General features: G+C 64.3%; 23 protein-coding genes. 13 read left to right on the top strand and 10 right to left on the bottom strand.

The genetic code is table 11. The annotated features are described in order from the left end of the window. Nucleotides 1-349: 349 nt before the first annotated feature. Nucleotides 350-652 (top strand): hypothetical protein, encoded by a 303-nt coding sequence (locus RA21_RS16290; RefSeq protein ID WP_029205023.1) that lies wholly within the window; start codon nucleotides 350-352, stop codon nucleotides 650-652. 66 nt (nucleotides 653-718) lie between these two features. Next, nucleotides 719-1,327, top strand: coding sequence for a hypothetical protein (locus RA21_RS16285; RefSeq protein WP_039150837.1), 609 nt, complete (start codon nucleotides 719-721; stop codon nucleotides 1,325-1,327). A 51-nt stretch (nucleotides 1,328-1,378) separates the two neighbouring features. Here RA21_RS16285 and RA21_RS16280 read toward each other — a convergent pair whose 3' ends face one another. From RA21_RS16280 to RA21_RS16270, 3 genes are all read right to left on the bottom strand, one after another. Next, nucleotides 1,379-2,362: a type I glyceraldehyde-3-phosphate dehydrogenase gene (locus RA21_RS16280; protein ID WP_039150834.1), complete on the bottom strand. Its 984-nt coding sequence runs from the start codon at nucleotides 2,360-2,362 to the stop codon at nucleotides 1,379-1,381. Nucleotides 2,363-2,483: 121 nt separating this feature from the next. Next, nucleotides 2,484-2,798 (bottom strand): hypothetical protein, encoded by a 315-nt coding sequence (locus tag RA21_RS16275; protein ID WP_019298133.1) that lies wholly within the window; start codon nucleotides 2,796-2,798, stop codon nucleotides 2,484-2,486. 80 nt (nucleotides 2,799-2,878) lie between these two features. Further along, entirely contained in the window at nucleotides 2,879-3,655 is a 777-nt protein-coding gene (locus RA21_RS16270) for an IclR family transcriptional regulator domain-containing protein (RefSeq protein WP_039150955.1), read from the bottom strand. A 214-nt stretch (nucleotides 3,656-3,869) separates the two neighbouring features. On the opposite strand from RA21_RS16270, the gene RA21_RS16265 reads away from it, so the two are divergent. The 3 genes from RA21_RS16265 (at nucleotide 3,870) to RA21_RS22055 (ending at nucleotide 6,878) form a co-directional block, all read left to right on the top strand. After that, nucleotides 3,870-5,318 carry a glutamine synthetase family protein gene (locus RA21_RS16265; RefSeq protein ID WP_039150830.1) on the top strand — a complete coding sequence of 483 codons (1,449 nt, stop codon included), beginning with the start codon at nucleotides 3,870-3,872 and terminating at the stop codon, nucleotides 5,316-5,318. Nucleotides 5,319-5,491: 173 nt separating this feature from the next. After that, on the top strand, nucleotides 5,492-5,851 hold the full coding sequence (gcvH, locus tag RA21_RS16260) for a glycine cleavage system protein GcvH (protein ID WP_019298130.1): 360 nt from the start codon (nucleotides 5,492-5,494) through the stop codon (nucleotides 5,849-5,851). Beyond that, nucleotides 5,820-6,878 (top strand): ankyrin repeat domain-containing protein, encoded by a 1,059-nt coding sequence (locus RA21_RS22055; protein ID WP_082008982.1) that lies wholly within the window; start codon nucleotides 5,820-5,822, stop codon nucleotides 6,876-6,878. Before gcvH ends, RA21_RS22055 begins: the two co-directional genes overlap by 32 nt. A 25-nt stretch (nucleotides 6,879-6,903) precedes the next feature. Here the strand turns inward: RA21_RS22055 and RA21_RS16250 are convergent, their stop codons facing one another. The 3 genes from RA21_RS16250 to truA all read right to left on the bottom strand — a co-directional run bounded on the left by RA21_RS16250 (nucleotide 6,904) and on the right by truA (nucleotide 9,615). Beyond that, nucleotides 6,904-7,839, bottom strand: a complete 936-nt coding sequence (locus tag RA21_RS16250; RefSeq protein WP_039150828.1) for an NAD(P)-dependent oxidoreductase — start codon at nucleotides 7,837-7,839, stop codon at nucleotides 6,904-6,906. 80 nt (nucleotides 7,840-7,919) lie between these two features. Continuing rightward, nucleotides 7,920-8,654, bottom strand: a complete 735-nt coding sequence (locus RA21_RS16245; RefSeq protein ID WP_019298127.1) for an NYN domain-containing protein — start codon at nucleotides 8,652-8,654, stop codon at nucleotides 7,920-7,922. A gap of 193 nt (nucleotides 8,655-8,847) precedes the next feature. Next, a complete protein-coding gene (gene truA / locus RA21_RS16240) occupies nucleotides 8,848-9,615 on the bottom strand; it encodes a tRNA pseudouridine(38-40) synthase TruA (RefSeq protein WP_039150826.1) in 768 nt (255 codons plus the stop codon). 112 nt (nucleotides 9,616-9,727) lie between these two features. On the opposite strand from truA, the gene RA21_RS16235 reads away from it, so the two are divergent. The 3 genes from RA21_RS16235 to RA21_RS16225 are packed head-to-tail and all read left to right on the top strand — an operon-like array spanning nucleotide 9,728 to nucleotide 12,581. Further along, nucleotides 9,728-11,143 (top strand): YcjX family protein, encoded by a 1,416-nt coding sequence (locus tag RA21_RS16235; RefSeq protein ID WP_039150823.1) that lies wholly within the window; start codon nucleotides 9,728-9,730, stop codon nucleotides 11,141-11,143. Beyond that, the gene (locus RA21_RS16230) at nucleotides 11,140-11,595 is read left to right on the top strand and encodes a GNAT family N-acetyltransferase (RefSeq protein WP_039150821.1); all 456 of its coding nucleotides are present in this window, start codon (nucleotides 11,140-11,142) and stop codon (nucleotides 11,593-11,595) included. The genes RA21_RS16235 and RA21_RS16230 overlap by 4 nt, the downstream gene beginning before the upstream one ends. Further along, on the top strand, nucleotides 11,592-12,581 hold the full coding sequence (locus tag RA21_RS16225) for a YcjF family protein (RefSeq protein WP_039150818.1): 990 nt from the start codon (nucleotides 11,592-11,594) through the stop codon (nucleotides 12,579-12,581). The genes RA21_RS16230 and RA21_RS16225 overlap by 4 nt, the downstream gene beginning before the upstream one ends. A 6-nt stretch (nucleotides 12,582-12,587) precedes the next feature. Here the strand turns inward: RA21_RS16225 and RA21_RS16220 are convergent, their stop codons facing one another. Continuing rightward, nucleotides 12,588-13,010 carry a group III truncated hemoglobin gene (locus RA21_RS16220; RefSeq protein ID WP_039150950.1) on the bottom strand — a complete coding sequence of 141 codons (423 nt, stop codon included), beginning with the start codon at nucleotides 13,008-13,010 and terminating at the stop codon, nucleotides 12,588-12,590. A 286-nt stretch (nucleotides 13,011-13,296) separates the two neighbouring features. Between RA21_RS16220 and ileS the strand changes: the two genes are divergently transcribed. The 4 genes from ileS to RA21_RS16200 all read left to right on the top strand — a co-directional run bounded on the left by ileS (nucleotide 13,297) and on the right by RA21_RS16200 (nucleotide 19,486). Next, entirely contained in the window at nucleotides 13,297-16,239 is a 2,943-nt protein-coding gene (ileS, locus tag RA21_RS16215) for an isoleucine--tRNA ligase (RefSeq protein ID WP_039150816.1), read from the top strand. Between the two features lie 234 nt (nucleotides 16,240-16,473). Next, nucleotides 16,474-17,229 carry a hypothetical protein gene (locus tag RA21_RS16210; RefSeq protein WP_039150814.1) on the top strand — a complete coding sequence of 252 codons (756 nt, stop codon included), beginning with the start codon at nucleotides 16,474-16,476 and terminating at the stop codon, nucleotides 17,227-17,229. A gap of 140 nt (nucleotides 17,230-17,369) precedes the next feature. Beyond that, a complete protein-coding gene (locus RA21_RS16205; RefSeq protein ID WP_039150948.1) occupies nucleotides 17,370-18,449 on the top strand; it encodes a transporter substrate-binding domain-containing protein in 1,080 nt (359 codons plus the stop codon). 14 nt (nucleotides 18,450-18,463) lie between these two features. Next, nucleotides 18,464-19,486: a transporter substrate-binding domain-containing protein gene (locus RA21_RS16200; protein ID WP_039150810.1), complete on the top strand. Its 1,023-nt coding sequence runs from the start codon at nucleotides 18,464-18,466 to the stop codon at nucleotides 19,484-19,486. Nucleotides 19,487-19,496: 10 nt separating this feature from the next. On the opposite strand, the gene RA21_RS16195 is transcribed toward RA21_RS16200, so the two are convergent. Further along, nucleotides 19,497-19,847, bottom strand: coding sequence for a hypothetical protein (locus RA21_RS16195; protein ID WP_039150808.1), 351 nt, complete (start codon nucleotides 19,845-19,847; stop codon nucleotides 19,497-19,499). 128 nt (nucleotides 19,848-19,975) lie between these two features. Beyond that, entirely contained in the window at nucleotides 19,976-20,350 is a 375-nt protein-coding gene (locus tag RA21_RS16190) for a hypothetical protein (protein ID WP_039150805.1), read from the bottom strand. A 179-nt stretch (nucleotides 20,351-20,529) separates the two neighbouring features. Here RA21_RS16190 and RA21_RS16185 point away from each other — a divergent pair, with 179 nt between their 5' ends. Further along, nucleotides 20,530-20,982 carry a methylated-DNA--[protein]-cysteine S-methyltransferase gene (locus tag RA21_RS16185; RefSeq protein WP_039150802.1) on the top strand — a complete coding sequence of 151 codons (453 nt, stop codon included), beginning with the start codon at nucleotides 20,530-20,532 and terminating at the stop codon, nucleotides 20,980-20,982. Between the two features lie 125 nt (nucleotides 20,983-21,107). Here RA21_RS16185 and RA21_RS16180 read toward each other — a convergent pair whose 3' ends face one another. Next, a complete protein-coding gene (locus tag RA21_RS16180) occupies nucleotides 21,108-21,818 on the bottom strand; it encodes a CDP-alcohol phosphatidyltransferase family protein (RefSeq protein ID WP_039150799.1) in 711 nt (236 codons plus the stop codon). Nucleotides 21,819-21,833: the final 15 nt, after the last annotated feature.

The raw sequence follows: 21,833 nt of genomic DNA, 5'->3' as shown, positions 1-21,833 counted from the left end.
CCGGATGGAACCGGCAAAGCGGCGGCAATCCGCCGGCCCCGCGCGATGGCGGATTGCCGCGCATTGCCCCGTGTTACCGGCCTCGCGGGCAATGAGGATTGGCAAGCCAAAGGAGGTGTGTGATAGATTAAACCAGCTCCGGCGGGCATGCCCGCCGGAGCTGTCACTGTTTAACAAAGAACAAAAGTAACGTCAGGCGCAGCCACCACTCACAAAGCAGCCAGCCTGACTGGAATGATACCACGCATGATTTTACTGTCCATATAATTGTCAGTTTGATAAAGTTGCGTGGTATCATTTCTCCCGGGACAGGCCGGGATGCAGGTGTTGAGGACCCAGGAGAGCGGTTTTGGACCGGTTAAGACCAATATTCGAACTTCGCGACATGCTTCACCAGATGGAGCGTGACCTTGGACTGGACAGCCTGAGCCGGTCGGAACGCGATGTGCTGCTGGCGGCAAATGCGCTGACAAGGACGCCGGGTGAGCCGGTGCAATCCGAACAGATCCGCAATCACCGGCTGGTCCAGGGGCTGGCCCAGGCCACATTCCACCGCACGCTGAAATCGCTGCTCGAGCTGGGACTGATCAAACGGGCCGGCGGCAGCAAGGCCAAGCACTATGTGGTGAGCTTCGATTCTGCGGCAAAGTGACGGCGCTGCGTCATTCATACATTCCACGGATTGCAGGTTTCTCCGCTCCTGTCTAAAGGGAGCGGCATGAGACGAGTTTTTCAGCTGTTTGCTGGCCTTCAAAGTTTTGCGGTGATCACGGCCGCCTATGTTATCTGCCACGGGCTGACCGCCTGGGTGGTCACACCTGTGCAGGGTCTTTTCCTGCCGGAGGTGACGGTCTTTGCCAGCCTGGTCTACCTGCCGCACGGGGTGCGGGTGCTGGCGGTCTGGCTGCTGGGCTGGCGGGCGGTTCTGCCGCTGGCCGCAGGCGCTTTCCTCTCTGAATTGATATTCACCGACGCCGGTGTGCGGCAGGTTATGGAATCAGTGCTGCTGCAATCCATCGCTGTCAGTGCGGTTTCAGCCTTTGCGGCTTTTGAAATTGCCAGGATGTTCGGGTGGAACCTGTACGCCGGCCAGCAGCGGCGGATTGCCTGGACCAGCCTGCTGGCGGTTGGCGCGCTGGCCTCCCTGATCAATTCGTCGGGGCAGTCGGTGGTCTTCTCCGGCCTGATCTTTCCCGGCGATCAGCTGCCGGTGATGGCGGTCTATGCCGCCGGCGATCTGATTGGCCTGGCCGTTTGCATGCTGGCGCTGACGCTGATCTTCCGCTGGATCCGTCTGGCAGGCAAACGGCGCTGCCGGCAGGAATAGCAAAGCCCGCCGGCGGCGGGCTTGCAGCAAGGGCAGTGCAAAGCGTCCGGTCTACCCGGCCATCAGCCGCGCCACATCCAGCATCCGTGCCGAAAAGCCCCATTCATTGTCATACCAGCCGAACACCCGCACCTGGGCGTCCCCGGCCATGCGGGTTTCCGGCCCGGCAATCACCAGCGATTCCGGCCGCGCCCGCAGGTCGGAGGAGACCAGCGGCCTGTCAGTCCAGTCCAGCACCTTAGACGCGGCAACGCCCTCGCGCAGGGCTGCAGTGAACTCTGCCTCGTTCATCGGGGTTTTCAGATGCGCGACCAGATCAATGGCGGAAACGCTGGCCGTCGGCACCCGCACCGCGGCCCCGCTGACCCGTCCCTTCAGATGCGGCAGCACCTCGTCGATCAGGTGCATGGCTGAGGTGGTCGTCGGCACCATCGACTGCGCACCGCCGCGCGAGCGCGCGAAATCGCCGCGCGGCGCGTCCACCATCGGCTGCGAGTTGGTGTAGCAATGGATTGTGGTCATATGCGCGGTGTCGATCCCGGCGATCCCGTCCAGCAGCTTGACCAGCGGCGTCAGTCCGTTGGTGGTGCAGGAGGCATTGGAGACAATCCGCGCATCGCCCAGCGTCTCCTCGTTGGCGCCCAGCACCACGGTCAGCTCCGCCGCGGGGGAGGGGCCGGAGATCAGTACCTTGGCAGCGCCCGCTTTCAATCCGCGTTCCGCCACATCGGACGTTCGTGCAATGCCGGTGCATTCCAGGACCAGATCGACACCGCTCAGGTCAACTTTGGTCAGGTCGGACTCATGGCTCACCGGAATACTGCGCCCCATCACCTGCAGCGCATCGCCGCCATGCTCCACCGGATGGGCAAAGGGGCCAAAGGTGCTGTCGTACTGGAACAGATAGGCGCACATGTCCAAGGGCGCGATATCATTGATCCGCACCACTTCGATGCCGTCTCCGCGCGATGTGGTCAGAATCTGGCGCAGGATGGCGCGGCCAATGCGGCCGAATCCGTTGATAGCAAGTTTCATGCGCAATCTATGGCAGGCGCACCGGCACCGCTCAATCCATGGGCTCCCGGAAAATGATCACATTTCCCAAGAGGATGTTTCAGAAAAACGCTGCTAAACCGCACAAGCGTCAGGGGAGTGCCTATTTGCGGCAGATCACCTGGGCGTAATAGGTGCCGGTGATGTTGCGCACCATCGTGTCCAGGTTGACGCTGCAGCCGGTGGCGGTGCGAATGGCCCGGACCGCCTGGCGCGCGGTCAGCACCGCGGGCGGACGGAAGGCCAGATGCTCCCGGTTGGTGCGGGTGGCGCTGTAGCGGCCCGGGGCGTCTTCCACCGGGGCCACCACCCAATCGCGGCCCAGCACGGTGACCTGCTTGCCTTCCACGCCCTTGGCGCCTGCAGCCGGGGCCAGCGCGGCGCAGAGGGCCGCTGCCAATGCAGTCTGTTTCATCATCGAAATGCTCCTGCGGAAATCACTGGCCTCAGCCTAACGCAGGGCAGGGGCTTTGCAAGGTGCTGCTTAGGGTCAGGACCCTAAAGGTGATCCACCGCTTCCGCCTGGCGCAGCTCTGCCGCGCACAGCTGCAGCCCGCGCAGCAGCCGCTCGGCATCCGCCTCCGGCTGCGATCCCCGCGGGGCGGAGCACCCGGCCACAATCGGCGTCTGGCCGGGCCGCGACACCGGAACGGCATAGCCGGTGATCCCGGCCTCGAACTCGCTGTCCGTCAGGCAGTAGCCTTGTTCCCGCGCCTGTGCGACGCATTGCAGAATGGTGCCGGGATCGGTCAGCGACTGGCTGGTATGGCGCGGGATTTCCGCCGCTGCCAGCACCGATGCGGCCTCCTCCTCCGGCAGCCCGGCCAGCAGCATCCGCCCCAGGCTGGTATGGGCCAGCGGAATATGCGAGCCGGCGGTGAAGCCATAGGTGATATGGCCGTGCTCGACAGTGGATTGCGCCAGCAGCAGCACCCGGCCCTGATCCAGCATCGCCAGCGTCACCTCGATCTGCATCTGCCGGGCGTGGCGGTTCAGAACCGGCTGCACCCGGCGGCCGAACTGGTTGGCCTGCAGGAACCCGCCCGCCAGCGCCAGCACCCGCGGCGTCAAGGACAGCATCCGACCGTCCTGGCGCAGATAGCCCGCCTGCACCAGCGTCAGCGCGCCCCTGCGGGCGGTGGCGCGGTCCTGGCCGCTGCGCCGGGCAATCTCTGCCAGGGTCATGCTGGGAGTCTCTGCGTCAAACACCGCCAGAACCGCCAGCCCTTTGGCAAAGCTCGACGAAATATTCCTGTCCTGATCTGCCGCTGTCATTACCTGGCCGTCCCGTTCTGATCCTGTAGTCACCGCTGGCTGCAGCAGTTTTGTGCGAATGCTGGCAACAATGTTCGCTTTGCGAACGCTGTCAAGGCGCAAAACCTCCGCAATATCCAGATTGCGCAACGGGTTGCGGCAAATCCCGCCGCCGGCTGGACGTGCAGGTGTTTCCGGTGCAATTTCAATTAGCTCCACACCCGAGAGGCCGCCCATGGCACAAGATTTCACATCCGGCAAACTGGCCCGCCTGGGGCTGCTGTCACCTGAGGACTGCCGGAAGGCGGCGGAAATCACCTCCCGCGCCCAGTTTGACGGGATCGAGACGGTTCGGGTGCTGTTCCCCGACCAGCACGGGCTGCTGCGCGGCAAGACGGTGATGGCGGAAGCTTTTGCTTCCGTCTTTGACCGCGGCCTCAATGTGCCCGCAACCCTGCTGCTCAAGGACACCTCGCACCGCACCGCCTTCCCGGTGTGGGAGGAGGGCGCCGATCTGGCCGGCCCGATGCAGGGGGCAGGCGACGTGCTGCTGGTGCCGCGCCCGGAGACTTGGCGGGCGCTGCCCTGGTCCGGCCATTCCGCCTGGATCTTCTGCACACCGGTCTACCCGGACGGCCGGCCCATCCCCTTTGCCCCCTGCGCTGTGCTGCAGCGCCAGGTGGAGATGCTGGCGGGGCAAGGCATGGCCGCCACCTTCGGGCTGGAGGTGGAGTTCCACCTGTTTGAGCTGGCCGACAAGGCGGACGCTCATGCCCAGGCCACCCGCCCCGGCGCCCCGGTGCAGACCCGTAACCTGACGCAGGGCTACCAGTATCTGACCGAAACCCGCTATGGCGAGGCGGAAGGCATCTTGGATCTGTTGCGCCGCAACGCCCAGAAACTGGGCCTGCCGGTGCGCTCGGTGGAAATCGAGATGGGTCCCAGCCAAGTCGAGTTCACCTTTGCCCCCGACGGCACCATGGCGCAGGCCGACGCGATGGTGATGTTCCGCACAATGGTCAAGGAGGTCTGCGCCCGGAACGGTCTGCACGCCAGCTTCATGGCCAAGCCGCGGCTGGACAATGCCATGGCCAACGGCTGGCATGTGCATCAGTCGCTGCAGGATCTGGCCACGGGCCGCAACCTGTTCATGCCGGAAACCGCCGGGATGCTCAGCCCGCCCGCCAGCGCCTGGATGGCGGGCCTCTTGAAATACGCCTCAGAAACCTCGCTGCTGATCGCCCCCACGGTGAACAGCTATAAACGCTACCTGCCGTTCCAGCTGGCCCCCAGCCGCATCGGCTGGGGCGAGGACAACCGCGGCGCCATGCTGCGCGCGCTGATGCAGCCCCGCGACCCCGCCAGTCGGATCGAGAACCGCGCCCCCGACAGCTCCGCCAACCCCTATTACGCGCTCGCCGCCCAGATCATCGCAGGTGCTGCCGGCATCCGGGAGGGGCTGGAGGCCCCGAAACCCACCCTGTCGCCCTACAGCGAAGACGCCGACCGCCTGCCGCGCTCGCTGGGCCAGGCGCTGGACGGGTTCGCAAACTCCACGCTTTGCCGCGAGGCGCTGGGCGCGGACACTGCTGACTACCTGCTGCAGCTCAAGACCTTTGAGTGGGAACGCTACCTTGATACCGTCAGCGAATGGGAGCAGGCGGAGTATTTCAACCTGTTCTGACCGGTGGCAGGGCAGCAAATTCTCCATCTCCGGGTGAATTGCCGTCTTGATCGCCCGGCCCCCCCGTTGATACCGTATACCCGCGTATGCGAGGGGCTCCCTTGCCATGTGCGGCGCCATTTCCGGCGGCCAGAGACATTGAAACCCACGCCTCTTCGAAGGAACACATCCCCATGAAATACACCGAGGAACACGAGTGGCTGCTGCCCGAGGGCGACCTGATCACCGTCGGCATCACCGCCCACGCCGCCGAGCAGCTGGGCGAAGTGGTCTATGTCGAACTTCCGGAGCCGGGCACTGAGGTCTCCAAGGACGACGAGATCGTGGTGATTGAATCGGTCAAGGCAGCCTCCGACATTCTCGCCCCGCTGGACGGCGAGATCGTCGAGGTGAACGAGGCGCTGGCCGACAATCCCGGCAAGGTGAACGAGGACGCCGAGGGCGACGCCTGGTTCTTCAAGATCAAGCCGTCGGACCTGTCGCCGATGGACGATTATATGGATGAGGCCGGGTATAAGGATTTCATCAGTTGATCCGGCTGCGGCCCCGCTCGGGGCCGCCACACAATTTCCCAGCGGCGCAGGGCCTGTGCCGACGCGTTTTGGCGTGATGCACCCGCCATGTTACACTGCGTCCGTCAGACATTCTGAAGGAGGACGCAAGATGCCGCTGCGTTTCTTCCGGCCAGCCCGCCTGCTTTTGCTGCTTGTTCTTCTTCCCGGCGCAGCTGTGGCTCAAAATTTGGTCCCCTTAGCCGCTTCGGGCGATATGCCGGCCTTGAAGGCGGCCTTGCCCCAGGGCTCCAGCCCTGACCCGGAAACGCTGGCCAGGCCGCTCTACTTCGCAGCCCAGCGCGGGCAGGAGGAGGCGGTGCGCTACCTGCTGTCTGCGGGCGCTTTGCCTGACACCGCAACAGAATTCGGCACGGCGCTCGGCATTGCCGCCCGAAACAATCACACCGGCATCGTCTCAATCCTGCTGGAGGCTGGCGCCGACCCGAACCTGCCGGGCGGTGAAGACTTGCTGATGCCGCTGCATCAGGCTGCTGAGCGCGGTGCAATTGAGGCGGCCCGCCTGCTGCTTGACCACGGCGCCGATGTGAATGCGGCGGCGGTGCGCTTCGGGTGGCCCGCCGTGCACTATGCCCAGCGGAAGGGCCGGACTGAGATGGTCGCGTTCCTGCGGGAAATGGGGGCCGGCCCGGCACCGGTCTCGCCCCTGCAGCCCGGGGAGCTGGAAGCAGCCGACCCCGAGGAAGGACGCATTCTGGCATTTGAATGCGGCGGGTGCCACGGTCTGACACCCGGTGAAATCAATACAGGGCAGCACCCTGGCCCTAGCCTTGCAGGCGTCGTTGGCCGGGCCAAGGCATCGGTCGAAGGGTTCCCGTATTCCGGGGAGATGAAAGCGCAGACAGGGCAATGGACGCCCGACGAGCTAAATGTTTTCCTTGCCGATCCGTTCAATACCGTTCCCGGAACAGACATGACCCGCGGCAGCCAGCAGGACCGCGCCGCGCGGGTTGCCATCATCGCCTATCTTTCGAGTCTTGCGCACTAGCAGGTGCCTTGCGCAGGGCAAGGGCTCAATACCCCCGTTCGCGGTCCACTTCGTGCAGCAACTCTTCGCCCGCCTCCAGCCGCCGCAGGTTTTCCACCACGTCCTTCAGCGCGTCGCCCAGGTGCCAGCCGGACACATGCGGGGTGAGGGTGACCTGCGGATGCGACCACAGCGGGTTGTCCGCGGGCAGCGGCTCTTTGCTCACCACATCCAGCACCGCATGGCCGGGCGTGCCATTGTCCAGAGCCGCCAGCAGCGCCGGTTCATCCACCAGATCGCCGCGGCCCGCGTTGATCAGCACCGCGCCCGGCTTCATCGCCGCCAGTGTGTCCGCATTCATCAGCTGCCGGGTGGCGGGGGTGGAGGGCAGGATCGAACAGACATAGTCGCATTCGCCCAGCATCTGCACCAGCGCCGTATCGCCGTGGCAGCAGTCCACACCCTCGATCTCCTTGGGCGAGCGGCTCCAGCCCAGCACCCGGAACCGCAAGTCGCGCATCAGCTGCGCCGTCAGGCCGCCGATATGGCCCAGGCCCAGAATACCCACCGTGGTTTCCTGCGGGCGCCCCGGCGCCCGCGGTTCCCAGGCGCTGCGGGATTGCGAGGCCGCATGGGCCAGCATGTTGCGCTGATCGCGCAGCACATAGGCCAGGCAGAATTCCGCAATCTCATGCGCCGGCTCCAGCGGTCTCAGCCGGGCGACGCGCACATGCGGTGCCAGGCTGGGGTGCGCCACAATGGTATCCACTCCGGCGCCCAGCTTTTGCACCAGCTTCAGGTTCGGCAAATGTTCCGGCAGATCTCCCTTCAGCGCGGAAACCGCCAGCACCGTGACCTCATCCAGATTGCCGGGGGCAGAGACCGGCCGGATATCGGCACCGGGCGCCATTGCCCGCAGTTCCTCCGCCAGCTGTTCCTCGGTATACCAGCCATCGTGGCCGATGCTGATCAGCATTGCCATGCGCGTTCCTCCCGTCGCCGCGTCCCTTTGCCGGGACTAAGCCACGGTTTGCGCGCAAACGAAAGACGGTAATCGCAGCCTCAGTCCAGCCGCCGCACCAGGATCTGATTGCCCTCGCCGCGCTTGGTCTCAAACAGCTTCAGTGTTGCAATCAGCTCGCTCAGCTTGCGCTTGCCATAGCTGCGGGTGTCGAAATCCGGAAACGCCGCGGTGATATACTGGCCGATCTGGCCGAGGGTGAACCACTCGTCCTCCTGGCCGATTGCATCCATTGCCCGCACCACCAGCTTGGTCGGGTCCGCCAGCTCCGCCGGCGCATTGCCGTTGCCCTCTTCCTTCTTGGGTTTCGGCTTGGTTTTTGCCGGCTCCTCCAGCAGGTTCTCCACATAGATGAACCGTTTGCAGGCTTGCACAAAGGCCGCGGGCGTCTTGCGCATCCCCATGCCGAAAACATCCACCCCCTGTTCGCGGATGCGGCTGGCCAGCCGGGTGAAATCGCTGTCCGAGGAGATCAGCACAAAGCCGTCGAAGCGGCCGGAATGCAGAATGTCCATCGCGTCGATCACCAGCGCAATGTCAGAGGCGTTCTTGCCGGTGGTATTGGCAAACTGCTGATGCGGGACGATCGCCAGCGCCGCCAGCTTCTCCTTGTTCCAGCCCTGCGGGCCGCCGCCGGCAAAGTCGCCATAGATGCGCCGGATGCTGGCTTCGCCAAAGGAGGCGATCTCCTCGAACATCGCCTCGGCGTATTTGGCGGAGATATTGTCGGCGTCGATCAGGACGGCCAGAAGGGGCGGTTTGGCTGTAGCGGGCATTCGGGGTCTCTGCTTCGTGTTTTTGGGCAGCCCCGCCGCGCGCAGTGCCGCCGCAGGAACGCTGCCGGTTGGTCAGGTCCTGCGTGAGTGTGAGGGAGGGGTGTGGCGATAGAATGGCAGGGGTGTGGCAGCGGCCCGGTGCACAGGGGCTGCACAGGGGGTGTACAGATGTCACCCCCCCGGATTTCAAGCTTCAGCCGAAGGGATCGTCCGGGTATCCCACCCGCGCCAGATACAGCCCGTGCCCGGGGCAGACCGGCCCGCAGGCAGCGCGGTCGCAAGCGTCCAGCGCGGCCTTCACGTCCGCCGGTTCCCAGGCTCCGGCACCGACCCGCTCCAGCGTGCCGACAAAGCTTCTGACCTGGTTGTGCAAGAAGCTGCGGGCGCGGACGTGGAAGTGAATCTCCGGCCCGGAGAACCCCTGCACCCGCTCCACCCGCAGCTCATCCAGCGTCTTGACCGGGCTTGCCGCCTGGCAGATCGAGGAGCGGAAGGTGGTGAAATCATGATTTCCGATCAGATGGTTGGCGGCTTCCTGCATGGCCTCCGCATCGAGATCGTGATTGATCTGCCAGACCTGGCCCGCGTCATGGGTGGCAGGTGCGCGGCGGATCAGGATGCGGAACAGATACTGCCGCTCCACAGCTGAGAACCGCGCGTGCCAGTCGCCGTCCACCCGGGCGCAGTCCACGATGGCGACCGGATCGGGCTTCAGGTGGTAGTTCAGCGCCTCAGACAGGCGGAACGGGTCCCATTCCTTGGCCATATCGCAATGCGCCACCTGTCCCAGCGCATGCACGCCGGTATCGGTGCGCCCGGCGGCGGCAATGGTGTGCTCCCCCGGCTCCAGCCGTGCCAGCGCAGCCTCGATCGCGCCCTGCACAGACGGCAGTTCCTTCTGCCTTTGCCAGCCGGCAAAAGGCTTCCCGTGGTATTCGACTTTCAAAGCAAAACGCGGCATGGCCGGGCAAGTAGCAACAGGGCCGAGCCGGGGCAAGCCCCGCGTGCGCTCTGGTATCCCGGCGGGATGCTGCCTATCTTGTGCTCAGCAAGAACAGAGCAGGATCAGGGCCTTGGTGATAACCTCCCTTGCAGACGGGGTGATGAGCGGGGTGGAGAGCGTCACTAGCGGCCTCTCCGCAGCGCTGTTCGACCGGCCCATACGGCTCGGCGTCACCGGTCTGGCGCGCTCGGGCAAGACGGTATTCATCACCTCGCTGGTTGCCAACCTCATGGACCGGGGCCGGATGCTGCAGCTTGGCGCCGCGCGCGAGGGCCGGATCGAGGCCGCCTTCCTGCAGCCCCAGCCTGACGACACCGTGCCGCGGTTCGACTATGAAAACCACCTCGCGGCGCTGACCGGGCCGTCACCCCATTGGCCGGATAGCACAAGGGCGGTCTCCGAGCTGCGTCTCAGTCTCAAGGTGCGGCCCGCGGGCCTCTTGGCAGGCCTGCAGGGGCCGCGCACGCTGCATCTGGACATTGTCGACTACCCCGGCGAGTGGCTGCTGGATCTGGCCTTGCTGGACAAAACCTACGCTGAGTGGTCTGCCGATGTGCTGTCCCGCATTGCCAGCCGCCCGCAGGCGGCCCGCTTTCTGGTTGAACAATCCAAAGCCGTCCCCGCTGGAACACATGAGGAGCCGCAGGCGCAGTCGCTCGCCGCCGCCTTCACGGAATACCTGACAACCGCCCGCACCGCCGGGTTCTATGACTGCACCCCCGGCCGCTTTTTGCTGCCCGGCGATCTGGAAGGCTCGCCGGTGCTGACCTTCACCCCGCTTCCGGCTGAGGCCAGCCCGCCGCGCGGCAGTTTGTGGCGGGAAATGGAGCGGCGCTACGAGGCCTATAAATCCAAGGTCGTCAAACCCTTCTTCCGCGATCACTTCGCCCGTATCGACCGGCAGGTGGTGCTGGTCGATGCGCTCTCGGCGATCCACTCCGGCCCGCAGGCGGTGGAGGATCTTCGCCATGCAATGACGGATATCCTCAGCGCCTTCAAACCGGGCCGCAACCATTTTCTGACCCGGCTTCTGGGTGGCAAACGGGTGGAGAAGATCCTGTTTGCCGCCACCAAGGCCGACCATTTGCACCACGCCCAGCATCCACAGATGACCGCCATCATCGAGGCGCTCACGCGCGAGGCGCAGGACCGTGCGCGTTTTGCCGGCGCTGAGACCGCGGCGCTGGCGCTGGCCTCCCTGCGCACCACAACGGAGGAGATGCGATCCCACAACGGCAGCGAACTGCCCTGCGTGCGCGGCACCCTGCTGGACAGCGGCAAGCAGGCGGCCTTTTACCCTGGGGCTTTGCCGCAAGACCCGGCCCAGCTGCTCACCCCAGCGCGGCAAGGCGCTGAACGCTGGCTGGAAGGCGACTACCAGTCGATGGCATTTGCACCCGCGCCGCTCACCCTGAAACACGGCAGCGGCCCGCCGCATATCCGCCTGGACCGCGCCGCAGACTTCCTGATTGGAGATGCCCTGTGACCCTCTGCCTGCGCCCAGCCACGCCTCTCGATGCGGGGGCGACCGGTGATATTCTCTACCGCTTCCAGCAAGATACCGCCTGGATGCCCAAGCTCTATTCATCGGCCCAAACGATCATGTTCTGCGGCATGATGATTGACCGGGGTTGGGTGACCGTGGCGGAGCGGGACGGGGCAGTTCTGGGTTTCCTCGCCCGCAAGGAGCAGGAGGTCTGCTCTCTCTACCTCGCTCCCGGTGCCTGCGGCCAAGGCGCGGGCAAGATGCTGCTGGATGCGGCCAAGGCGGAAGCGCCGCGGCTGGTGCTGAACACCTTTGCCGCCAACACTAGAGCACAGCGGTTCTATCTGCGGGAGGGGTTTGCCGAGGTTGCCCGCGGCGATGGCTCTGGCAATGAAGAGGGCCTGCCTGACATCACTTATAAGTGGCGCGCAGTACAGGAGGCCGCGGCATGAGCAACAAGCCAGTCCTGTTTGATCTGGAGGAGGAGGCTGACGCCCCCTCTGTCGCAGAGGCGCCGCCGGTGCCCGATCCCGTACCGATGGCAGCGCGGCCAAACGCGATGGAACAGGCCGCCCGCATTGCGGCGCGCCGCCCCTCGCGGCTGGCCCGCTGGTTCTGGGCGCTGCTGGTTGCCGTCATTGGCGCCATGGCCTCGGTCGCGGCCTGGGATTTTGCCGCCGGCCTGATTGCACGGGTGCCGGTGCTGGGCTGGGCCGTCACAGCCGGGCTGGGGGTGCTCCTGCTGCTGGCGCTGGCGATGGTCTTGCGCGAACTGGCCGCACTCTCCCGGCTGCGCCGCGTCGATGCGCTGCGCCATCAGGCAGCAGAGGTTGCGGATCTGACCGCCGCCCGCGTCTTCACCACCCGGCTGGAAGCTTTCTACAACGGGCGCGAGGACCTGAGCTGGCATCAGGCACGGCTGGCAGAGCGGCAGGTGGAGGTGATGGATGGCGACGCGCTCCTCCTGCTGGCGGAGGAGGAGCTGCTGGTGCCGCTCGATGCCTTGGCCCTGCGCGAGGTGGAGGCTGCGGCCCGGCAGGTTGCGACGGTGACGGCGCTGGTGCCGATGGCGCTGGCGGATATCCTGACGGCGCTGGTCTCCTCGCTGCGGATGATCCGTCGGGTGGCGGGGATCTATGGCGGCCGTCCCGGTTTCTTCAGCTCCTGGCGGCTGACCCGCGCGGTGCTGGCGCATCTGGCCGCCACCGGCGCGGTGGCCGCTGGCGATGACCTGCTGGAGCCGGTGCTGGGCGGGTCGGTGCTGTCCAAGCTCTCCCGCCGCTTCGGCGAGGGATTGGTCAACGGCGCCTTGTCCGCCCGTGTCGGCATTGCCGCGATGGAGGTCTGCCGCCCGATGCCGTTCTCTGCGCAGCATAAACCCAGCACCCGCAAAGTGGTGCAGCGAGCGCTGACGGGATTGTTTTCAAAAGAAAAATAGGCGCTGTCAGAACAGTTTAGGCGGCTGGTTCTTGGGCTGGCGCATGGCCACCACGCCAGTGCGGAAGCCCTCGCCGATGCGGTCGGCCAAGGCGCCCCATTGAAGCGCGGTGCGCTCTGGCAGCTCCGCCCGCAGCACTTGGTGGAACAGCCCAAGCCAAAGCGGGAAATGCTCTGCCTTCACGTCGGGACGTGAGACGTGCACCCGCATCGGATTGCCGCTGTAACTGCGCTCGCGCAGGATCGCATTGCGCCAGAAGCCCGCAATCTTCTCCTCATGTTCCGGCCAGTCGGTGACATGGGCGGCAAACACCGGGCCCAGCACATCGTCCGCACGAACCTGCATGTAGAACACCGCCACCACGCGGGAAATCTCCTCTGCGGTGATCTCGAATCGCGCCAGCGGGTTTGTTGTTTCGGTGTCGGTCATTGTCTGCTCCGGCCTGCCATCATCCGCTAGATAGGGTGAAGGCGGCGGAAGCGGAAGAGGGAAGGCGTATTTGCCGCTGCCCTCATCAAAATGCGGCACATCTGCCGCTTTACCCTCCCGCGCGCCCGTCCTATAAGGCGCTTCATGTCCCTATTCGCGGCCATCATTATTCGAATTATATCCCCGGCGCTCTGAAACCCTTGAGCCGCCGGGCAAAGGCGCTTGAGCCATCGCGCCGAACCGAATATCCCAATTTTCGACCTTGATCATCCAAAGGACGCCCCCGATGTGCGCCGACACGCCCCAGACGCCTGACTACAAAGACACCCTGAACCTGCCGAAAACCGATTTCCCGATGCGCGCAGGCCTGCCCAAGCGCGAGCCCGCCTGGCTGGAGCGCTGGGCCGAGATCGGCGTCTACGACAAACTCCGCGACAAGGCCGCCGCGGTCAAGGGCGGCGACGCGGAACGCAAGCCCTTTACCCTGCATGACGGCCCGCCCTACGCCAACGGCCACCTGCACATCGGCCACGCGCTGAACAAGACCATCAAGGACATGATCGTCCGCTCCCATCAGATGATGGGCTTTGACAGCCGTTACGTGCCGGGCTGGGACTGCCATGGCCTGCCGATCGAATGGAAGATCGAGGAGCAGTACCGCAAGAAGGGCAAGAACAAGGATGCGGTGCCGGTTGTCGAGTTCCGCCAGGAATGCCGCGCCTTTGCCGACAGCTGGGTCGATATCCAGCGCGAGGAGTTCAAGCGTCTGGGCATCACCGGCAACTGGGATGATCCGTACCTCACCATGAACTACCACGCCGAGGCGGTCATCGCTGACGAGTTCATGAAGTTCCTGATGAACGGTACCCTCTATCAGGGCTCCAAGCCGGTGATGTGGTCGCCGGTCGAAAAGACCGCTCTGGCCGAGGCCGAGGTGGAGTATCACGACAAGGAAAGCTTCACCATCTGGGTGAAGTTCAAGGTTGCCGAACCTGCAGATCACAAGCTGGCCGGCGCCCAGGTGGTGATCTGGACCACCACCCCCTGGACCATCCCGTCGAACAAGGCCGTGGTTTTCGGCAAAGACATTGCCTACGGCCTCTATGAGGTCACCGGCACCCCGGATGAATGCTGGGCCGCCGTGGGTGACAAGTATATCCTGGCCGACAATCTGGCGGCTGAGGTGTTCAAGCGCGCGCGCCTGAGCGAGGACCAGTACACCCGGGTCGCCGATGTTCCTGTCTCCGATCTCGAAGGCGTCGGCCTGACCCACCCGCTGCACGGTGCCGAAGGCTCGAACGGCGAATGGGACGGTATCCGCGACTTCCGCGCGGCGCCTTTCGTGACTGACACCGAAGGCACCGGCTTTGTCCACTGCGCCCCCAGCCACGGCATGGAGGAATTCGAACTCTACCGTGATCTGAACATGCTGGAGCAGATGATCACCTACAACGTGATGGACGATGGCGGCTTCCGGGCCGACCTGCCGTTCTTTGGCGGCACCTATATCCTGAACCGTAAGGGCGGCGAGGGCGATGCCAACAAGACCATCATCGACAAGCTGGTTGAGGTCGGCGGCCTGCTGGCGCGCGGCAAGATCAAGCACAGCTACCCGCATTCCTGGCGCTCCAAGGCGCCGATCATCTACCGCAACACGCCGCAGTGGTTTGCCTCCGTCGACCGCAAGCTGGACGACGGCATGGATGAGATGGGCAGCAGCATCCGCGAACGTGCTCTGCGCTCGATCGACGAACTGGTGAAATGGTGGCCGCAGACCGGCCGCAACCGCCTGCATTCGATGATCGAAAGCCGCCCCGACTGGGTTCTGTCGCGCCAGCGCGCCTGGGGCGTGCCGCTGACGTGCTTTACCAAGAAGGGCGCGCTGCCGACCGATGCGGACTTCCTCTTACGCAACGAAGACGTGAACAAGCGCATCGTCGCAGAGTTTGAAGAGCACGGCGCCGACGTCTGGTACCAGGATGGTTTCAAAGCGCGGGTGCTGGGTAACTCCGTGGACCCGGATGACTACGATCAGGTATTCGACGTGCTGGATGTGTGGTTCGACAGCGGCTCGACCCATGCCTTTGTGCTGCGCGACCGCGAAGACGGCACCGAGGACGGCATCGCCGACGTCTACATGGAAGGCACCGACCAGCACCGCGGCTGGTTCCACTCCTCGCTGCTGCAGGCCTGCGGCACCAAGGGCCGGGCGCCTTACCGCAACGTGGTGACCCATGGCTTCACGCTGGACGAGAAGGGCATGAAAATGTCCAAGTCGCTCGGCAACACCATCGTGCCGGAAGAGGTCGTCAAGCAGTACGGCGCCGACATCCTGCGCCTGTGGGTGGCCCAGACCGATTACACCGCCGACCAGCGGATCGGGCCGGAGATCCTGAAAGGCACCGCCGACAGCTACCGCCGCCTGCGCAACACCATGCGCTTCATGCTGGGCTCCCTGGGCGACTTCAGCGAGGATCAGCGGGTTGAGCCCGCGGACATGCCCGAACTGGAGCAGTGGGTGCTGCACCGTCTGGCCGAGCTGGACCACAAGGTGCGCACCGGCTACCAGTCGTTCGACTTCCAGGGAGTGTTCTCGGCGGTCTTCAACTTTGCCACCGTGGACCTGTCGGCCTTCTACTTCGACATCCGCAAGGATGCGCTGTACTGCGACGGCGACACGCTGAACGCCCGTGCGGCGCGCACCGTGCTGGATATCCTGTTCCACCGCCTGACCACCTGGCTGGCGCCGATCCTGGTCTTCACCATGGAAGAGGTCTGGCTGGAGAAATACCCGGGCGAAGGCAGCTCCATTCACCTGCAGGACATCCCGAACACGCCCGCCGACTGGCTGAATGAGCCGCTGGCCGCCAAATGGTCCAAGATCCGACAGGCCCGCCGGGTGGTGACCGCGGCGCTGGAGGTGCAGCGCACCGACAAGGTGATCGGTGCCTCGCTGGAGGCCGCCCCTGTGGTGCATGTGCGCGACGGCGAAGCGCTGGCGGCGCTGAAATCGGTGAATTTCGCTGATATCTGCATCACCTCGGACATCGCGCTGACCAATGACCCGGCCCCCGCCGAAGCCTTCCGGATGCCGGAAGTGGACGGCGTGTCGGTGGTGTTTGAAAAGGCCGACGGCGGCAAGTGCCAGCGCTGCTGGAAGATCCTGCCGGATGTCGGCAGCCACGGGCATGAGGGCGTCTGCGGCCGCTGCGACAGCGCGCTGGGGTAAGCCGCTCCTCACCTCTGAATTGCACGCAACGCCCGGCCACGCGCCGGGCGTTGTCCTTTTTGCGATGATGTTATGGCATTTTTCACACTTTTTCCGGGAAATGCCTTGTGTCCTGCAGGATCGGATTCCTCTAGATGTTGACCGGTTTTCTACAATTGGTTAAGAATTCGTTAATTCCATGTAGATTTAAAACGTCATTTCAATAAGTGGCATGGGGCAGGGGGACAGTTTTCTATGCTGAAGCTGAAAGCGGACGCGCAACCGGCGGCTGAGCCGGGTGAGGCGCGCGGCAAGGCAGTGCGGATTGACGGGGTGTCAGCTCCGAAGAATATCAAGATCGGGCTTGTGGCGGCACACCCTGAGCCCGCCAAGGCAAAGCCCGCTTCCAGCGCCGCCGCCAGCGCGGTCAAGGCCGCCAAGCCAGGCCAGCCGGCAAAAAGCTTAAAACCCGCGAAGCCGGAGCCGAAAGCCGCTCCCGAACCGAAGCAGTTCGCGCCTGTGGCGGCTGAAGGCCCCTCGGCGTTGCCCAAGCTGGGTCTGGCGGCGGCCGGCCTTGCGGTGGCGGCTGCGATGCTGCTCTATTTTCAGTTTGGCGGCAGCGATTCTGCAGAGGCTGTTCAGGCCGTGGCAGTGCCGGTGGAGCAGAACGTGGAAGCGGTCCCGGCTGGTGCCGCAGCAGCGGCAGGGCTCGAGGGCACTGCCGCCAGCGGCGAGGACGCGCTGGTCGCCCGGATCACCGAAGGCACGCTGGCAGCGCTGCGCAGCAAGCAGGCTCAGCCCGCCGCTTCAGTCCAGGCTGCGCCTGCAGAGGGCTCGGCGCTCTACAAGATGGTGCTGACCGCTGCCGCGCAGGGCCAGTCCGCGGCCTATATCGATCAGCTGGTGAACGGCGCCTATGAGCGTCAGGAAATCTCCGTCCCGGCCAGCCTGATCGGCGCCGATGGGCAGGTGGATACCGCAACGCTGCTGGCGCTGTTCGTCGGAAACTAAGACCCGTCAGCTGCGGCGCCAGAATGGCGCTGCCGCGCGGGCAGCCGCACTGCCCGCGGACCTCAATCAACAAGAAATCAATACAATGGGCGCCACCCGCCATTTCTGCGGATCAGGTGCTGCACACTTCCGGGGGGATCATGAAGACCTTTTTCGCTGCCGCCGCCATCGGGCTGTCCGGCCTCTTTGCCACGTCTGCTGCTGCCGAAACCTGCGGCGGCATCTATACCGTGCAATCCGGTGACAGCCTGTCGGTGATTGCCGACAAGCTCTACAAGGACGCGGGCAAATGGAGCGCCATCCACAACCGCAACATCGACCAGATCGGCCCTAAACCTGGCGCGATCCGGGTTGGCATGAAACTGTCTCTCGCCTGCCTCGAAGGGCTGCCTCTGGGCTTGCCGGGCGGCAAGGACATCACCGCTGCCGCGCCTGCTGTTGCAGTGCCGGTCAAGGTGGCGCCGGGCAACGCGGCTGTACGCCAGAAAATCAACCTGCTGACCGGCGACGACTATGCGCCTTTCACCTCCAAGGCGTCCCACAACGGCGGCCTGATCACCGAAGTGGTGAATGCAGCGATGACCCAGGCCGCCCCGGCTGAGGGCTATGCCATCCACTGGGTCAACGATTGGTCCTCGCACTTCGACCCGCTGCTGTCCAATGCGCTGCTGGACCTGGGCTTCCCCTGGTACAAGCCTGACTGCGAAACCATGCCCGACAGCTACCGCTGCCAGAACTTCCACTTCTCCGAGCCGATGTTCGAAACCCTGATGCTGTTGTTTGCCCACAAGGACCGGCCGTTTGCGTTCACCAGCGACAGCGACATCGAAGGCAAGACCCTGTGCCGCCCCGCTGGTTACCTGACCTTCGATCTGGATGAGCGCGGCCGCAATTGGATTGCGGAGAAGAAGATCACCCTGAAGCAGCCGCACAAGGTGAAGGACTGTTTTGACATGGTGGCCGCGGGCGAGGCGGACGCGGTGGCGATCAACGAATTCACCGGCCGCAGCGTGATGAAGGAGGCGGGCATTGCCGACCAGTTCACGGTTCTGCCGCAGCCGCTGTCGGTGCTGGGCATCTATGTGGTGGTGCACAAGACCCATCCGCGCGCGGGTGAAATGCTGGCAATGATCAACAAGGGCCTGCGTTCGATCCAGGAAAACGGCAGCTACCAGGCCATCGTCGAAGACCACATGGCCCGCATCTGGGCCGGGTTCTGAGGGGGGGTGCCTGAATGAAACGGCTTTTTTCACGCCTCCTGCAGCTGGCCGCCCTGTTCACCATGGCACCCGCTGCGGCCTGGGCGATCTGCGACGTGGACTATGTGGCGCAGCCCGGCGATACGCTGTTCTCCATCGCAGAGACCCATTACGGCGACCGCAACCGCTGGACCATGGTTTACTACCGCAACCAGAAACTGCTGGCGGGTGCCACGGTGCTGCCGGGCCGCAAGCTTTTCATCCCCTGCCTCACCGGCGCCACCGCGCCGGATGCCACGCCGCTCAGGCAGGAGAAGGCAGAGCTGACGCTGCTGACCGGCAGCGGCTACGGCCCGTTCACCGACCGCAGCCTGCCGGGGCAGGGCATGGTGACAGAGCTGATCAACGCAGCACTTGAGCTGGCACCAGCACCGGTCAGCTATTCGGTCAGCTGGGAGGACGACTGGTCCAAGCACCTGTTCCCGATGCTGGACAAGAAAGAGTTCGACATGGGATTTCCGTGGCTCAAGCCCGACTGCGCGGCAGAGCCTGGCAATGAGCGCTGCGCGAATTTCCATTTCTCCGAACCCGTCATGACCATGCCCATAATGCTGTTCGTGCGGGCTGGCGGCGGATTTGAATACAGCAAGGACGCCGACGTCGAGGGCAAGACCTTGTGCCGCCCGGCGGGCTATTTCACCCATGACCTGAACCGCGCGGACCGGCGCTGGCTGGATGGCGAAAAGATCACTTTGGTGCAGCCGGAAACCCCGGCCGATTGTTTCCGCATGGTGTCAGAGGGACAGGTGGACGCGGCGGCGGTGAACTTGTTCCTGGGTGCCAATACCATTGTGGCAGAGGACCTGCGCGACACCGTGGTGCCGCTGGAGAAGCCGCTGTCAGAAGAAGGCCTGCATGTGGTGATTTCCAAGCGCCACTGGCGCGGCACCACCCATCTCTACCGGATCAACGCAGGACTGCAGAAGCTGCGGGACAGCGGCCGGTTCGAAGAGATCATGTCGCGGCACCTGGAGCTGTTCTGGGCACAGCTGCAATAAGACGGAGAGGTCAGGCCGTCAGCGTCCTGGCCTCCTGATAGCCCTGATAGGCTGCCTGGGCCCCGCCGGGCGGGATCCGGTCTGCCGGCCAGGCGCGCTGCATCAGCAGATGCTCTGCCAGGACAGCGTTTTCGTAAAACAGCTCATCTCCGGGTGCAGCGGTTTCGCGTCCCGCGGCGTCCCAGATAAGGTCACTGTTTTCCGGATGCGGCGCATCCTGCGGATGCTCGTCCTGACCGCGCGGCGTGTTGTCGGCGGTTTCGCTCTTGTCCGGGTCATCGGAGCGGACAACCGGGCGGGCGGTCAGAAAACCGCGGTTTGGCCTGATGGGATCTATACGTCCCGAAACTGGTATAAACATCACAGAGGGTCCTTCGCAGAGGCACTGAACCGTTCTTTAACCAGTTTTAACACAACAGGCTTAACGGCAGGTAAACACATTCAGGCGGCGTGGTATGTGCCCTTGCAGACGGGCCTTGGTTTGGCGGGTCAGCCAATGATGCGCTGCACCTTGGCATAGTTCGCCTCTGCGGTCAGCACACTGACCGGCTTCGGGCCTGCCTGGCAGCCATTCATCAGATCCTGATAGTAGGCGTCCATGTCGATGCCTTTTGCGGGGCGCGGTTCCAGCGCCTCGGCCCGCGCCATTTCCCGGGCCGGGCCGACATACTGGGCGGTCAGGGCGTCAGCAGGGCTGCCGGCCTGCACGGCATCCCGCGCTGGAGTGCGCGTCATGCCTTTGATCAAAGACGCATCAGCCGGTTCCCGTGCAGTGGTTCCCGAAGCCGGTGCCTGCTGGCGCTGGGTCTGGATCTGCTTCATGCCGTTGTAGAAACCGGCAGGGCTGGAAACTGCTGAAATCATCTGACTGACCTTTAGCTCTCTTCTTGAAACTCACTTTAGTCGAATTTGATGCAATCTGGCGGTAAACCGTTAGCACTGGTTAACAAAGCGTTAACGCGGCAGGCGGGGACCGATGTCCGGGCTTGCGGACCGCGCACCGGCACCAGAGAATGCAGCCGGGAGCAGGCCGGAGGAAAAGGATGATTTCAGCAAGTCTTGAGACGCCCGTCGGGCCGCTCAGTGTGGCAGAGCGGGACGGCGCCATCGTGCGGCTGGACTGGACGGCGGAGGCCAGCGGGCAATCCGCGCTGCTGACACAGGCGCTGGATCAGTTGCGCGCCTATTTTGCGGGGGAACTGACGGTGTTCGACTTGCCGCTGCAGGTGGACGGGTCTGATTTTCAGCGCGCCGTCTGCGATGCGATGCTGGCGATTCCCTTTGGCGAAACCCGCACCTATGGCGATATTGCCAAACAGCTGGGGGCACCGCCGCAGCCGGTCGGAAATGCCTGCGGCGGCAATCCGATCCCGGTGATCATCCCCTGCCACCGGGTGCTGGGCGCCAGCGGCCTTGGCGGGTTTTCCGGCAAAGGCGGGGTGGAGACCAAGGTGGCTCTGCTGAAACACGAAGGCGCCGCCAGCCTGCTGATTTGATCTTTACGGCAGAGGCGTCTTTATGACAGCCGCGGCGGCTGCTTCTTTCTGGTTGAAAATACCCCGGGGTGAATGCGCCCGCAGGGCGCAGAGGGGCGGTGCCCCTTCAAGTGGCAGAGCGGTTTTCAAGCCCTTGAGGACGTGCGCTGCCGTTCCGGCACGATCTGCTGTGCGATGCCGACAAACAGCAGGTAGACCGACGTGACCACCAGTCCCCAATGGGCCCAGCTGGCCGGGTGGAAGTCGACCCAGGCGGCCCAGCCGGCAAAGAAGGTCCAGGCCAGCGCCATCGGCAGCGACACCTTGCGCCAGCGCACCGTGCGCACCGGATGGATGAACTTCAGCGGCAGGAACATCGCCACCGACAGCAGCGTCACCAGCACCAGGCTGGTCCAATGGCTCGGCTCCAGCGCAAAGATCACCAGCACCGGCATGTTCCACACGCCGGGATAGCCGGAAAAGGAATTGTCCTTGGTCTTCATTCTGGTGTCGGCGTAATACATCGCGCTGCCAAAGGTGATTACGATGATCGCAAACCACCCTGTCCAGCCCGCCATCAGCCCGGATTGGAACAAGGCAAAGGCGGGAATGAAGACATAGGTCAGGTAGTCGATGATCAGGTCCAGCAGCACCCCGTCGAACTCCGGCGAGTAGCGCTTGACGTGATAGTGCCGCGCCAGCGGCCCGTCGATGCCGTCCACCGCGAAGGCAACCACCAGCCACAGGAACATCAGGCTCCATTTACCCTCAGCCGCCGCCAGCATTGCCAGCATGGCAAAGACGGCGCCGGTTGCGGTGAGCAGGTGAACGGAAAGAGCGCGGATCTGAGGTGTCATGCGACCGTGATGGCG

The organism is Leisingera sp. ANG-DT (genome assembly GCF_000813785.1).
In the GTDB taxonomy this organism is placed as follows: domain Bacteria; phylum Pseudomonadota; class Alphaproteobacteria; order Rhodobacterales; family Rhodobacteraceae; genus Leisingera.
The sequence above is the reverse complement of the archived record's forward strand: the minus strand, read 5'-3'. Positions and strand labels throughout refer to the sequence as shown.